Source organism: Acetobacter sp. (genome assembly GCF_047723915.1).
GTDB lineage: Bacteria > Pseudomonadota > Alphaproteobacteria > Acetobacterales > Acetobacteraceae > Acetobacter.
Genome location: NZ_JBDOBQ010000004.1, coordinates 22,211 through 35,839 on the forward strand (window position 1 = coordinate 22,211; position 13,629 = coordinate 35,839).

The window sequence follows — 13,629 nt, forward strand, 5'->3', positions numbered from 1 at the left end:
CCCTGCCCTGTTTTTTCAGGGCACCTGCCGGGGTGGGTCTTCAAGCTGGATGAGAATATGCCCCAGCTTGGGGTGCTCCAGCTCCAGCCGCACCACCATCAATCCTGCCTGCGGCACATCCACGAACCAGACCCGCCCTGGCTGCGGCTGGCGCAACCGGCTCGGACGGCTTGAAACCTTGAATCCCTGCACCTGCTGCAAAACGAAATTGCACCGCAGGCCGTCTGTCCCCCAGTTGCGCAGAGTCCCGGATGGCAGGCGCTGTATGCCGGCGTCGGTCATGTTCAGCGTGCTCAGGCGCAGCCCGTCAAAAATTTTTCTGGGCGTGTCCAGGCAATGGTGCGCAGTCCGCACCTGATGCAGGACATCCATGAATGTGGCCAGCATGTCCACAGCCCCCGGCATGTCCTGCGGCGGGATGGGTTCACGGTCGACCTCGGCCGGCTTCAGTTCCGTAACCTCGGCCACACCTTTGGAATATCCCAGATTCAGAACCCAGTCCTGACGATGGGAGCGGCCATCGCTTTTATAGACCTGGGGCAGCACCGCCCCATCGGGCGCGAACGTGCCAACGCCCGACATGCGCAACGCGGTTTTCACGAACAGGCCAACCAGCCCGCCAGTCTGGGCGGCGGCTGACGCACTGTACTGCTCTGGCCCCAGCCGGTACGCCGTGTCCAGCGCCATCAGTTCCAGTCCGTGGGCATATAAGTGATAGCGCGCCACGGTCTGTGGCAGCGTGTCGGCTGCACGAGCCCCCCTGACGGGCGAGATGACGTCAATCACCAGCAAGGCGGCCATGAGCACGCGCCTGGCCACAACCCGGGATGCGATGCGACGCAACCCGCACCGGGACTGCGCCATGCGCCCGCCCCACAAAACCACGAAAGCGCGTATTATGTTCATGTCTGTGCCCTGTGACACTATAGGCCGCGATAACCGAGCCTGAAAGAAACGGCGCGCGCCAGATCGACCGCCCTGGCCCCCAGTTCCTTGACGTCATACTGGCTGAGTTCGGTCTGCGGGAGGCTGATACCCACCCCCGCCACCGCCTGCCCGGAATGGTCCCGGACGGCTGAGCCAAAGCACCAGAGCCCGTCAAGCACCTGCTCGTCATCCACCGCGTAACCCCGGTCCTGTATTTCGGCAATTTCGCGCACCAGAGTCGTAACCGACCGTATGCCATGCGGCGTGGGGGGCTTTGGCCAGGTCGCGACAGGGTGCTGGGCCAGCCAGTCCTCGAATGTCTCGTCATCCATACCGGCCAGCATGGCATTACCCGTGGCCGTAAATATGGCGGGCAGGCGCATACCCACCCTGAAGGACGCGCCAAGCACCGTCGCACTGTTGCGGCAGGCCAGATAGACCACCTGTATGCCCTCAAGCATGGTCAGCGTCATGGTGAAGGTGTCCAGGTCCGGGCGGTTATCCAGCACATGGTAGAACTCCGCCACAAGATCGCGCTTTTCGGTCACGTCACCCGCCCAGTCGAGCAAACGTGTACCCAACCGGTACCCCTGCGACGACGTTTTTTCCAGCAGGCCAAGCTCGGCCATGACGGCCAGCAGCCCGTGCACCGTACTGCGCGGCAATTCAAGCTGGCGCGCGACATCCGCTGCCAGGGGCGGACGGCTTGCGGCCTTGACGAGATCGAGAATGCGAACGGCGCGCCTGAGAGCAGGCACCGTATCCGGCGGATTGGACATGCGTTTACGTATTTTCCTGTTGACAGAGGAGGCTCATCTCTTCATATTCGACATACGGGATCGAGTTCAATATAATGAACAACAATAAACGAGCCGATCTCCCCGCGCAGAGTTATGGTGGAAGCCCGGAACAAGAACCCGCAAAAGGGCGCCGGGCTTCCACCCTGCCGCATGACACATCATTCCACTCGCCCCTTCCGTATCAATCCGCTACACAGTTCTCTCTCCTGCCACAAAAGTAGCAAAAGGGCAGCACCTTGACCTGTGTCTATGATTTTACCCTCCCCGGCCTTGAAGGCGGCAGCATCGACCTGGGCACCTATCGCGGCAGGCCAGTCCTGCTCGTCAACACCGCATCCCTTTGCGGGTTTACCCCCCAGTATGAAGGCCTGCAGGCTTTGTGGACCCAGTTCCAGAAGACAGGGCTGGTCATTGTGGGCATTCCCAGCGATGACTTCGGCCACCAGGAACCCGGTTCAGCCCATGAAATCGCGTCCTTCTGCCAACGCAATTACGGGGTAACGTTTCCCATGGCGGCCCGCTCCCATGTCAAGGGGCGTGACGCCATACCGCTGTTCAAATGGCTGGACAGCGAACTGGGCATACTGGCCCGGCCCCGCTGGAATTTCTTCAAATACCTCACGAACCGGCAGGGCATGCCCGTAGCCTGGTTCAGCAGCCTGACACCCCCTACCGCCTCGCGCGTCAGGAACGCGGTCGAACGCGCTTTGAAAACCGAGTCCTGACTACACCGGGCCCTGCGGCCCGCCTACGGGTCTAGCGGGGAACCAGCTTGCCTTCGCGCAGGGTCACGACCCGATCCATACGGGGCAGCAGTTCCTCGTTATGGGTCGCGACCAGCGCGGCCAGCCCCTTCTGCCGCACGGCTGTCAACAGTTCATTAAACACCGCATCGGCTGTGTGAACGTCGAGATTGCCCGTCGGCTCATCCGCCAGAAGCAGGGCCGGGTCATTGGCCAGGGCACGGGCAATGGCCACGCGCTGCTGCTCCCCGCCGGACAGCTTGCCCGGCAGATGACCGAGCCTGTGACCGAGACCGAACATGCCCAGCAGGCGTTCGGCCTCGGCCCGGGCGCGGCTTTTTGGAACGCCCGCGATCATCTGCGGCAGCATGACATTCTCACGCGCCGTGAACTCACCCAGCAGATGATGGAACTGGTACACAAACCCGATCTGGTCGCGGCGCAGGGCGGTCCGCCCGGCTTCCGCCATGCCTTTCGTCGACCTGCCCGCAATAACGATATCGCCCGTATCCGGCGTATCCAGCAAGCCCGCCAGATGCAGCAGGGTTGATTTTCCGGTGCCTGACGGCGCGACAAGGGCCACGATCTCTCCTGCGCGCAGGGCAAAATCAGCCCCGCGCAGCACCGGCAGCACGCCGTCATCCCCGCTGCGATAGGCTTTCTGCACGCCTTCCAGCGCCAGCACGGTGGGATTATTCATGGCGCAGCGCCTCCACGGGGTCTGTCTTGGCCGCCCGCCATGACGGGTACAGCGTTGCCAGAAGGGACAGTACCAGCGCCATGGCAATGACCTCCACCACCTGCCCCCAGACCAGACGGGCTGGCAGATGTTCGAGGTAATAGACTTCCGGGTTAAACAGGTTGGTGCCTGTCAGCTTTTGCAGCAACTGCCGGATACGCTCGATGTTCAGGCAGAAAACCACCCCCAGCACCGTACCCGAGACCGTGCCTGCCACACCGACAAACGCCCCGCACATCAGAAAAATGCGCATGATCGCACCCCGGCTGGCACCGATGGTACGCAGCACCGCAATATCGGCCGTCTTGTCCTTGACCATCATGATCAGCGAGGAAATGACGTTGAACGCCGCGACCAGAATAATAAGGGTCAGGATCAGGAACATGACATTCTGTTCCACCTGAACCGCGCCGAACAGGGCATTATTGGCGTTTGTCCAGTCCAGCACCCGCAGGCCGGGATTACCCAGAGCCTTGTCGATCGCCATGGAAACCGGGCGCACCTGCTGGGCGTCGGTCGTCATGACCAGAAGCTGGGTGACCTGTCCCGGCATCTGGAAATAGACCTGTGCCGCATGCATGGGCAGAAACACCACGGAGGAATTATAGTCGTTCACGCCCGCGTCGAAAATGGCCACGACATGATAGGTGCGAACGCGCGGCACCGTACCAAAAGCGGTCGCCGCCCCGTCCGGCGAAACCAGGGTCAGTCCCGACCCCACGGACAGCCCTGCCCGCTCCGCCAGCGTCACGCCCACCACAATGGAATCGTCCCTGCCAAACGCATCGAGCGAACCCGCGATAATGGAAGAACTAACCGCCCTGAGGTCACGCAGCCCCTGCGGCGTGACACCATGCACCACCCCGCCGGAACTGTAAGGCCCGGCGCTGAGCAGGACCTGGCCTTCGATCATGGGGGTAGCACTGACCACACCGGGCACGGTCCGGACTGTCCGGGCCGCGTCCTCGTAATGCGAGATGGTTCGTCCCGAACCGTAAATGGTCAGATCACCGTTCAGCCCGAGAATGCGGCTCATCAGATCGGCCTGAAAACCGTTCATGACCGCCATGACGATAATCAGCGTAGCCACACCCAGCGCAATGCCGATCAACGAGAAAATGGCGATAATGGAAACAAAGCGTTCCCCCCGGCGCGCACGGAGGTAACGGCCCGCCACCGCCCGCTCGAAGGGACCGAACATGGTTCTCAGCCCGCCAGAACAAGGGCCAGCGCGTCATCCACGCTGACTTCACGCCGCTCGCCCGTGGCACGGCGCTTGAGTTCGACAATGCCTTCCTTGGCGCCACGTGGCCCCACCACGATCTGCCACGGATGGCCCATCAGGTCGGCATCGGCGAACTTCACACCTGCGCGCTCGCCGCGGTCGTCATACAGGAACGCCTCGGGGTTTGCCGCGTAGATGCGTTCGCATACCTCGTCACACAGCGCGTCACCCGCTTTCAGGTTCAGGATAGCAGCCTTGAAGGGGGCCACGGAATCCGGCCAGATAATGCCGTTCTCGTCATGGCAGGCTTCAATGATCGCCCCGGCCAGACGCGACACGCCAATGCCGTAGGAACCCATTTCAGGGAACAGCTTGTTGCCATCCGGTCCGGTAATGCTGACATCCAGCGCCTGGGTGTATTTGGTGCCGAAGTGGAAGATGTGCCCCACTTCCACCCCACGACCTTCGCGCCGCCGTTCGGCTGGCACCGCCTCCCATGCGGTGGTGTCGTGCATCTCGTCCGTGGCGGCGTAAGGTGTCGTCACACGGTTGAAAAAGGCTTCCAGCGCTTCGGGGCTGTTGGTGTCTACCGGTTCGTCCAGCCAGTCCTGCTCGCCCAGGGTGGCGTCGTAATACACGCCGCTTTCGCCGGTGGGGGCCAGGATCAGGAATTCGTGGCTCAGTTCGCCACCGATGGGCCCTGTATCGGCCCGCATGGGAACAGCCTGTACACCGAGCCGCTGGAACGTCCGCAGATAGGCCAGCAGCATGCGCCGGTAAGTGGTCACGGCGGACGCGTAGTCAACGTCGAAGCTGTAGGCGTCCTTCATGAGGAATTCACGCCCACGCATGACGCCAAAACGGGGGCGCACTTCGTCACGGAATTTCCACTGGATATGGTACAGGACCTGCGGCAGTTCCTTGTAGGACTTCACGGCCTGCCCGAACAGATCGGTAATCATTTCCTCATTGGTCGGCCCGTACAGCAGTTCACGCTTGTGACGGTCCTGAATACGCAGCATTTCAGGACCATAGGCGTCATACCGGCCGGAACGGCGCCACAGATCGGCGGATTGCAGGGTGGGCATCAGCACTTCCTGCGCCCCGATCCGGTCCTGTTCCTCACGCACGATCTGGCCGATATTGCGCAGCACCTTCAGCCCCGCCGGCAGCCAGGCGTAAATGCCCGAGGCTGTCTGGCGCACAAGGCCCGCACGCAGCATGAGCCGGTGCGAGACAATCTGCGCCTCTGCGGGGTTTTCCTTTAACGTGGGAAGAAAGCTGCGCGAAAGACGCATGATCCATTCAGCCTTGTGCGGGGAACGGCCTGAAGCATGGCACAGCCCGTTCCGATGTTATGAAGTCCTGCGCTGATCTAGAACAGCGCAGGCCGAAAGAAAACCCGGCAAAACCGGGCTTTCCTTTATCCTCGGGGCATTTGATGGCGTTCAGACACGCAGCAGATGCACGTCAACCAGCGGGCGCTTCTGCAGCTTGCGCCCCAGAGCGCGCCGCAGCGCCGTTTTGGCCGCGTCACGGAACGCGGTGTCATCGTTACGCAGTTCGTCGGGAATGACGTCGAGCGCGTTGGCGAATTCTTCGCGCACACGCACGCTTTCCAGATCGTCGGGTTCAAGCAGGCCGGGCGCGCTCAGCTTGGGTTCGCCAATCACGTACCCTTCGTCATCCACCGCAAAGCTGCCGATCACCACACCGTTGAACAGCATCTTGCGCCGCGCGGCCAGAACACCGCCGTTCATGGGCAGCAGGCGGTTGCCGTCCAGCGCCAGCCGGCCTGTCGGGGCCGTGTCCACCACTTCCAGCTTGCCGGGCGCCAGACGCAGGATATCGCCATCTTCGAGCAGAATGGGGGTAATTCCCATTTCCTGCGCGAGGGCTGCCTGCGCTGTCAGGTGACGCCATTCACCATGAACGGGCACAACATGCCGGGGCTTGAGCAGACCGTACATTTTCTGCACATCCCCCCCCGTGGCATGGCCCGAAACATGTACCAGATGGTCACGATCGGTCAGGACCGTCACACCCCGACGGGCCAGGTTATCCTGCACCGCCATGATGGCCTGCTCGTTACCAGGGATCATACGGCTGGAATAAATGACCGTATCGCCCTCACCCAGCGAGATATTGGGGTGAATATCGAGCGAAATACGCGACAGGGCGGAACGGGGCTCCCCCTGGCTGCCGGTAATGATCATCAGCAGCCGGTCGTCGGGAACCTCGTTGACATCCTGCTCGCTCAGGAACGGGAGCACACCGGACAGATACCCGCATTCACGCGCGGCGGTGTCGAGGTTACGCAGCGAACGGCCAACCAGCATGACCGTCCGGCCCGCCGCCTGTGCCGCCATGGCAATGGTTTCGACCCGGGCGACGTTGGAGGCAAAACAGGTAACCGCCACGCGCCCTTTCAGGTTGGCGATCAGTTCCGTCATGCTGACGCGCACTTCGGCTTCCGAACTGGAGAAACCGGGCTTCATCACATTGGTGCTGTCGCACACCAGCGCAAGAACGCCTTCCTTGCCGATTTCCTCCAGCCGGGCCAGATCGGTGGGCGGGCCAACCATCGGGGTGGGATCGAACTTCCAGTCCCCCGTATGCACCACTACGCCGGCAGGCGTGCGCAGCACCAGGGACTGGGCCTCCGGCACGGAATGCGTGACCGGCACGAATTCGATATCGAACGGCCCGACATCAAACCGCCCGCCGGGCTGGATGACATGGATGGGCACATCGTTCAGCCGTGCTTCACCCAGCTTGCGCCGCAGCACCGCGTTGGCGAAGGGGGTCACGTAGATCGGGCATTCCAGCATGGGCCAGACATGCGCGATGGCGCCAATATGGTCTTCATGCGCGTGGGTAACGACCAGCCCCGCCAGATTTTTGCGCCGTTCGACGATAAAAGCCGGGTCGGGCACCAGAATTTCAGCTTCCGGTGTGTCGTTGCCGCTGAAACCGATACCACAGTCAATCGCAAGCCATGTATCGCCCAGACGATACAGGTTGAGATTCATGCCGATCTCGCCTGTTCCACCCAAGGGCAGAAAGGCCAGATCGCCGTTATGTTCTGTCATAATGCCGTTTTATCCTTCAGTCAGAAAATCTCGTTCCACAGTCAGTTTTGGCAGGGGGTTACGCCCCGCCAGCAAGCGCAGTCCATTCAAGGTCAACATTGAATCCACTTGGTCGAACACTGTCGTTCCTTCCGAGAAGAGCGGAGCCAGACCACCGGTTGCGAGCACCTTCATCGAAGGTCCCACTTCCCCCCTGATCCTCTCGACGATCCCCTCAATCAGACCGACATACCCCCAGAACACCCCCGAACGCATGGCCGAAACCGTGTTCCGGCCTATTGCGGATTCCCCGACGGGGCGTCCAATACCAATGCGCGGCAGGCGGGCCGCCGCCTGATGCAGGGCTTCGACCGAAAGGTTGATGCCCGGCGCGATCACCCCGCCGCAATAACTTCCTTCACCATCTACCACATCGAATGTCGTGGCTGTACCAAAATCGATCACCGTCAGCGGACCGCCATATTCATAATGTGCCGCCAGACCGTTCAACAACCGGTCTACCCCCACCTCGTCAGGGTTATCGACCTTGATGGTAAAACCCCAGTCCAGCCGGGAAGACGCAAGCAGGGGCTCCACCGCAAACCATTGCCGGCACAGCGTGCGCAGGTGGTACAGGGCCGCCGGCACCACAGTTCCGATAACAGCGCCCTCGATCATGGCCGGGGTCATGCCCTGCGTTTTGAGCAGGGCCAGCAGCCACACGCCGTATTCGTCCGAAGTGCGCTGCGCCTGCATGGTAATCCGCCATACACCGCGCCATTTTTCGCCATCATGCACGGCAAAAACGACATTGGTGTTCCCGGCATCGACAACAAGCAACACCCTTATGCGTTCCCTTGAGCCAGCAGAATTTCACCTGTCGTGACTGTCTTCATCCCGGTATCCGTATCCAGCATCAGGCGACCATCCGCCTCAAGCCCCGCAAAACGACCTTCCTCATAAGTACTCCCACCCGCCACGACAAGGGGCGTCCCTACCGGGTGGGCCCGTTCAAGCCACGCCCCGCGCAACGGAGCAAAGCCCTGTTCACGCCAGATCCGGCACCAGACAGAAAGCCGGTCGAGCACGGCCTGCGCCACGTTCTGAACACACGGCACGTCACCGCATTGGGACAGACTGGCCGCCGCGCGCCCGATTTGCGCAAGGCCCGGCGCGGCAAGCAGGTTGGCGCCCAACCCGATTACGACATGATCGCCATCACGCTCGATCAGGATACCACCCAGCTTCGCGCCATCAAGCAGAATATCGTTGGGCCATTTGATCATGAGTCGCGCACGGGCCTGCGGAACACTGGCGGCAAGCCCATCGAAAAAAGCGAGAGAGGCCACAAAGGGCCAGCCGCCCAGGCTGTCGCTACCCGCCAGCCCCGCGTCCAGCAACACCGAAAGGGCAAGACTCTGCCCGGCATCCTGCCACTGGCGGCCGCGGCTGCCACGGCCCCTGGTCTGCCGCAGGGCAAGGACGGCAAGGCCTGAAGATTCTCCCTGCCTGCATTTCTGCAGGCAGTAATCAGAGGTGGAAGGCAGTTCGTCATGGCATTCAAGCCGCCATGACACGTCCCCAACGTTCATACACCCCCACTCTCATCCACGTCGGCTTACCCGACCAGTGCTATCGCAGCCTGATGGGCAAACGCCATCAACGGCCCCAGCATAGCAATGAACAGCACGGTTGCCAGCCCCATCCCACCGGAGATAAACAGTAGGCTGGGTGCGGGACGGTCGAACTGCTCTGCCGGAGCGTCGAAATACATGACCTTGACCACGCGCAGGTAATAATAAGCCCCAACAACGCTGGAGAGCGCCCCGATAGCGACCAGCGTATAAAGGCCTGCCTGCCAGGCAGACGCGAAAATAAGAAACTTGCCAAAAAAGCCCGCAAGCGGCGGCACACCAACCATACTGAACATGAAAATGGCCAGCGCCAGCGCCATGCCGGGATTGGTTTTTCCAAGTCCTGCCAGATCCGCAATGCCGGTTACTTCGCGCCCCTGGCGGCGCATGGCCCCGATACAGGCAAACACACCCGCATTCATGACCAGATAGGCCGCGAGGTAAATAAGGGTGGCCTGCACCCCGGCGGCAGACGCCGCCGCCAGCCCCATCATGGCGTAACCCATATGCCCGATGGAAGAATACGCCATAAGCCGCTTGATATTGCTTTGCGGAATGGCGGCAAACGCCCCGTAAACCATGGACAGGATGGACACCACCTCCACCAGAATCTGCCAGCGTGGCGCCACGGAACCGAACGGCCCCGCCATGACACGCAGGAACAGGGCAAACGCCGCGAATTTGGGCGCACCAGCCATATAGGCGGTCACAGGTGTTGGAGAGCCCTGATAGACATCGGGTGTCCACATATGGAAGGGAACAACCGACAACTTGAAGCTGAGCCCGACCACGACGAACACGATACCGACCACAAGCCCCATGGGCGGCATGGCCACAGCCCGAACGGCCTCAACCAGCCCTGTATATTCCATCGTGCCTGCATAGCCGTACACAAGGGATATGCCGTAAAGCAGCAGACCGGAGGCAAGCGATCCCAGAATAAAGTATTTCAGCCCCGCTTCGGACGACAGTACGGTCTCACGTTCCAGTGCACACAGAATGTATATGGACAGCGAAGACAGTTCCAGCCCCACAAACAACGTCATCAGGTTGGCTGAAGACGCCATGATCATGGCCCCGAGGGTTGAAAACAGCATCAGCACCGGGGCTTCGAACGGCAGCACCTGCGCGTCACGCGTGCGATAGCTCACGCTCAACACCACCGCCGCCAGACCACCCGTCAGGATCAGAATTTTCATGAACCGGGCAAAGCCGTCATTGATGAAGGTGCCGGCGTAACCCTGCCCCGACGGGGCCAGCAGCACCAGCAGGCCACAGACCAGGAATGCCGCCACACTCAGCATGGCGGAGGGAAAGAACCCCTCCCCCTTGCGCTGGAGCACACCGGCCACGAGAATAACAATGCCCGAGAGCGCCAGAACAAGTTCCGGCAGGGCCACGGCCCAGTTGAATGTGGTCATCACGCCCATTGCGCAGCACTCCGCACAGCAAGAAAAGACAGGAAGCCAGTAAAATCACGTGTCATGTCGGCTTATCCGCACAGGGCCACTGTCAGCAGCACAACCAGTCCCGCCAGCATGGTAAAGGCATAAATGGCAATGGAGCCGGTCTGGAGCCTGACGGCCTGCGCCGCCCCGTCGCGCGTGACCTGCACGACATCCAGCGGCAGCCCTTCCACCACGCCCTGATCGCCCTCTTTCCAGAGCGCGCGGGCCACAGCGGCATAGGGGCGGACGAAAATGGCGTCATACAGTTCGTCGAAATACCATTTATTGAGGCAGAAACGGTAAAGCGGGCCAGTCGCGCTTGCCAAAGCTGCCGGCAGGCTCGGGGCCAAGACATAAAACACCACCGCCAGGGCAATGCCGACAACCCCGGCAACCGACGGCAGAAGAGCGATCAGGGCTGGCACATGCTCGAACCGCTCCATGATCGTATTATCATGCGCGTTAAAAATCGCTCCGTTCCAGAACGCCGCCTGGTGCGCTCCGATATAGAACGGAGCCAGCACTATACCCGCCACGGCAGCGCCCACGGCCAGCAGCACCAGGGGCACGCTCATGACAGCGGGGCTCTCATGTGCCGCCTCGGCGGCATGTGCATCGGCCGCCTGACCATGAAACACCAGAAAAATAAGACGCCAGCTATAAAACGCGGTCAGGAACGCGGTCACGGTGCCCAGAACCCACGCATAATGGCTATAGCTGGCATCCGACGCCCACAGGGCGTTCAGAATGGCGTCTTTCGACCAGTATCCGGCAAAGGGGAACACACCGGCCAGCGCCAGGCTACCAATCCAGATCACCGCGTAGGTCAGTGGCAGTTTTTTCCACAGCCCCCCCATGCGGAACATGTCCTGTTCGTCATGCATGGCATGAATGACCGAACCAGCCGCAAGGAACAGCAGGGCCTTGAAAAAAGCATGTGTGGTCAGGTGGAAAACAGCCGCCTGATAGGCCCCCACCCCCACGGCCGCGAACATGTAACCGAGTTGCGAGCAGGTGGAATACGCGATCGTGCGTTTGATATCGGGCTGGACCATGCCCACGGTTGCCGCGAAAAAACAGGTGGTTGCGCCAATGATAATGACCAGCGTGCGGGTGCCGGGCGCAAATTCCAGCAGCGGAGACATGCGCGCCATCAGGAACACGCCCGCCGTCACCATGGTGGCGGCATGGATAAGGGCCGAAACCGGCGTAGGCCCTTCCATGGCGTCAGGCAGCCATGTGTGCAGAAAAAGCTGGGCCGACTTGCCCATGGCGCCAATGAACAGCAGCAGGCAGATAACTTCGAGCATCCGCACAGGCACACCGCAGATGGTGTAGGACGCATCCAGCACCTGTGGAATGGCGGCAAAGATCTGGTCATACTGCACCGTATGGAACAGCACATAGATCAGGCCGATACCGACAATAAAAAAGAGGTCGGCCACACGGTTGACCACAAAGGCCTTGATGGCCGCCGCCGTAGCGGACGGACGGTCGTACCAGTAGCCAATCAGCAGGTAACTGGCGAGACCAACCCCTTCCCAGCCAAAAAACAACTGGATCAGGTCGTTCGATGACACCAGCATGAGCATGGCGAAGGTAAAAAGCGACAGATACGAAAAGAACCGATAGGTCGGCATGCTTTCGTGGCTCATATAGCCAACACTATAGCAGTGTACCAGCAGCGAGACCGACAGCACCATGGCAACCATGGTGGTGGACAGGGTGTCGAACCGCAAGGTCCAGTCGGCTTCGAACCCGCCGGCATGGACCCATTCGGCCAGATGCACGCCAAGGTGCGGGAACCCCGCCCCCCATGCACCGCACAGGGCACCCACACCGCAGAGTGTCGCAACCCCCATGCACAGCAATGTCACGGCCTTGGCCAGCGTATCGCCAAACAGTCGGCCACCCAGCCCGGCTATGGCGGCACCCGCCAGAGGGGTGAGAACAGCCACGGAAAACATGGAAAGATCAGTCGGCATGGCGCGTTCAGCCCTTCATCATCGTCACGTCTTCGACCTGGATCGAACCACGGTTACGGAAGTAGACCGTAACGATGGCCAGGCCGATCGCCGCCTCCGCCGCGGCTATGGTCAGGACAAACAAAACCATGACCTGCCCCGACAGATCGCCCAGTGCGGAAGAAAACGCGACCAGGTTCAGGTTGGCCGAAAGCAGGATCAGTTCCATCGACATCAGCAGGATGATGATGTTCTTGCGGTTCAGAAAAATGCCGAACACGCCCAGAACCAGCAATATCGCACTGACAATCAGGTAGGGGGTCAGCCCTATGGCGGCGATAGCGGGGGTCATGCGCCCTTCTCCTCATCTTCCTGCGTTTGTGGCTGGGGAACACCGTAGGAGCCGGGCACCGCGATTTCGTAATAAGAGCCCTTGGGGCGCAGAAAGCCGCCATGCTCAGACACGTTTTCACCCAGGGGCAGGGTTACAAGTTCAAGCGTATCGGCCACGGTGCGGGCATGCTGGCGGGACACCACCTGCCTGCGGCCCATGGGCTGATCGCGCAGGGTCAGGACAATGGCCCCTATCATGGCAACCAGCAACACCAGCCCGCAGGCCTGGAACAGCAGGATGTAGTGGGTATAGATAACCGTGCCCAGAGCCGCCGTATTGGTCAGCCCCGGGTCGACGGCCAGCGGTGTGCGGATTTCAGCCGGAGCCATCTGCCAGTTGCTGAAGGCCAGAACAAGCTCTGCCAGCAGCACGCCACCGACACAGGCCCCCAATGGGGTGTATTTCTGAAAACCTTCGCGCAGGCGGCTGAAGTCGATATCGAGCATCATGACCACGAACAGGAACAGCACCGCCACCGCGCCCACATAGACAATGACCAGCAGCATGGCCAGAAACTCGGCCCCCGCGATCAGGAACAGGCCCGATGCGTTGAAAAACGCCAGAATGAGAAACAGTACGGAATGCACGGGATTGCGTGCCGTAATGACCATGATGGCCGAAAACACCAGTACCGTCGCGAAAACATAAAAAACGAGCTGTGCCATCACGGGCCAACCTCCTGCC

General features: G+C 61.0%; 13 protein-coding genes. 1 reads left to right on the forward strand and 12 read right to left on the reverse strand.

Annotated features, from left to right (window positions below; translation table 11 throughout):
- Nucleotides 1-15 precede the first annotated feature (15 nt).
- On the reverse strand, nt 16-906 hold the full coding sequence (locus ABF990_RS03915; RefSeq protein ID WP_415499961.1) for a hypothetical protein: 891 nt from the start codon (nt 904-906) through the stop codon (nt 16-18).
- A 17-nt stretch (nt 907-923) separates the two neighbouring features.
- Nucleotides 924-1,706, reverse strand: a complete 783-nt coding sequence (locus tag ABF990_RS03920) for an IclR family transcriptional regulator (protein WP_415499962.1) — start codon at nt 1,704-1,706, stop codon at nt 924-926.
- A 257-nt stretch (nt 1,707-1,963) separates the two neighbouring features.
- Here ABF990_RS03920 and ABF990_RS03925 point away from each other — a divergent pair, with 257 nt between their 5' ends.
- Nucleotides 1,964-2,452 (forward strand): glutathione peroxidase, encoded by a 489-nt coding sequence (locus ABF990_RS03925; RefSeq protein ID WP_415499963.1) that lies wholly within the window; start codon nt 1,964-1,966, stop codon nt 2,450-2,452.
- A gap of 31 nt (nt 2,453-2,483) precedes the next feature.
- Here ABF990_RS03925 and ABF990_RS03930 read toward each other — a convergent pair whose 3' ends face one another.
- The 10 genes from ABF990_RS03930 to ABF990_RS03975 form a co-directional block, all read right to left on the reverse strand.
- Complete coding sequence (locus ABF990_RS03930) at nt 2,484-3,170, reverse strand: ABC transporter ATP-binding protein (RefSeq protein WP_415499964.1); 687 nt, start codon at nt 3,168-3,170, stop codon at nt 2,484-2,486.
- Entirely contained in the window at nt 3,163-4,410 is a 1,248-nt protein-coding gene (locus tag ABF990_RS03935) for a lipoprotein-releasing ABC transporter permease subunit (protein WP_415499965.1), read from the reverse strand. Before ABF990_RS03935 ends, ABF990_RS03930 begins: the two co-directional genes overlap by 8 nt.
- A gap of 5 nt (nt 4,411-4,415) precedes the next feature.
- Nucleotides 4,416-5,732, reverse strand: coding sequence for a proline--tRNA ligase (proS, locus tag ABF990_RS03940; protein WP_415499966.1), 1,317 nt, complete (start codon nt 5,730-5,732; stop codon nt 4,416-4,418).
- Nucleotides 5,733-5,882: 150 nt separating this feature from the next.
- Nucleotides 5,883-7,526, reverse strand: a complete 1,644-nt coding sequence (locus ABF990_RS03945) for a ribonuclease J (protein ID WP_415499967.1) — start codon at nt 7,524-7,526, stop codon at nt 5,883-5,885.
- Nucleotides 7,527-7,535: 9 nt separating this feature from the next.
- The gene (locus ABF990_RS03950) at nt 7,536-8,348 is read right to left on the reverse strand and encodes a type III pantothenate kinase (protein ID WP_415490310.1); all 813 of its coding nucleotides are present in this window, start codon (nt 8,346-8,348) and stop codon (nt 7,536-7,538) included.
- 2 nt (nt 8,349-8,350) lie between these two features.
- On the reverse strand, nt 8,351-9,097 hold the full coding sequence (locus ABF990_RS03955; RefSeq protein ID WP_415490309.1) for a biotin--[acetyl-CoA-carboxylase] ligase: 747 nt from the start codon (nt 9,095-9,097) through the stop codon (nt 8,351-8,353).
- A gap of 26 nt (nt 9,098-9,123) precedes the next feature.
- A complete protein-coding gene (nuoN, locus tag ABF990_RS03960) occupies nt 9,124-10,560 on the reverse strand; it encodes an NADH-quinone oxidoreductase subunit NuoN (protein ID WP_415490342.1) in 1,437 nt (478 codons plus the stop codon).
- A 71-nt stretch (nt 10,561-10,631) separates the two neighbouring features.
- Nucleotides 10,632-12,572: an NADH-quinone oxidoreductase subunit L gene (gene nuoL, locus ABF990_RS03965; RefSeq protein ID WP_415499968.1), complete on the reverse strand. Its 1,941-nt coding sequence runs from the start codon at nt 12,570-12,572 to the stop codon at nt 10,632-10,634.
- Nucleotides 12,573-12,579: 7 nt separating this feature from the next.
- Complete coding sequence (gene nuoK / locus ABF990_RS03970) at nt 12,580-12,903, reverse strand: NADH-quinone oxidoreductase subunit NuoK (protein WP_415490307.1); 324 nt, start codon at nt 12,901-12,903, stop codon at nt 12,580-12,582.
- Entirely contained in the window at nt 12,900-13,610 is a 711-nt protein-coding gene (locus ABF990_RS03975) for an NADH-quinone oxidoreductase subunit J (RefSeq protein ID WP_415499991.1), read from the reverse strand. Before ABF990_RS03975 ends, nuoK begins: the two co-directional genes overlap by 4 nt.
- Nucleotides 13,611-13,629 lie beyond the last annotated feature (19 nt).

Bases quoted from the DNA above. Each gene is read 5' to 3' on its own strand.
- ABF990_RS03930 (WP_415499964.1), bottom strand. From the start codon at position 3,170: ATGAATAATCCCACCGTGCTGGCGCTGGAAGGCGTGCAGAAAGCCTAT.
- proS (WP_415499966.1), bottom strand. From the start codon at position 5,732: ATGCGTCTTTCGCGCAGCTTTCTTCCCACGTTAAAGGAAAACCCCGCA.
- ABF990_RS03975 (WP_415499991.1), bottom strand. From the start codon at position 13,610: ATGGCACAGCTCGTTTTTTATGTTTTCGCGACGGTACTGGTGTTTTCG.
- ABF990_RS03915 (WP_415499961.1), bottom strand. From the start codon at position 906: ATGAACATAATACGCGCTTTCGTGGTTTTGTGGGGCGGGCGCATGGCG.
- nuoL (WP_415499968.1), bottom strand. From the start codon at position 12,572: ATGCCGACTGATCTTTCCATGTTTTCCGTGGCTGTTCTCACCCCTCTG.
- ABF990_RS03945 (WP_415499967.1), bottom strand. From the start codon at position 7,526: ATGACAGAACATAACGGCGATCTGGCCTTTCTGCCCTTGGGTGGAACA.
- ABF990_RS03920 (WP_415499962.1), bottom strand. From the start codon at position 1,706: ATGTCCAATCCGCCGGATACGGTGCCTGCTCTCAGGCGCGCCGTTCGC.
- nuoK (WP_415490307.1), bottom strand. From the start codon at position 12,903: ATGACCCCCGCTATCGCCGCCATAGGGCTGACCCCCTACCTGATTGTC.
- ABF990_RS03935 (WP_415499965.1), bottom strand. From the start codon at position 4,410: ATGTTCGGTCCCTTCGAGCGGGCGGTGGCGGGCCGTTACCTCCGTGCG.
- nuoN (WP_415490342.1), bottom strand. From the start codon at position 10,560: ATGACCACATTCAACTGGGCCGTGGCCCTGCCGGAACTTGTTCTGGCG.
- ABF990_RS03955 (WP_415490309.1), bottom strand. From the start codon at position 9,097: ATGAACGTTGGGGACGTGTCATGGCGGCTTGAATGCCATGACGAACTG.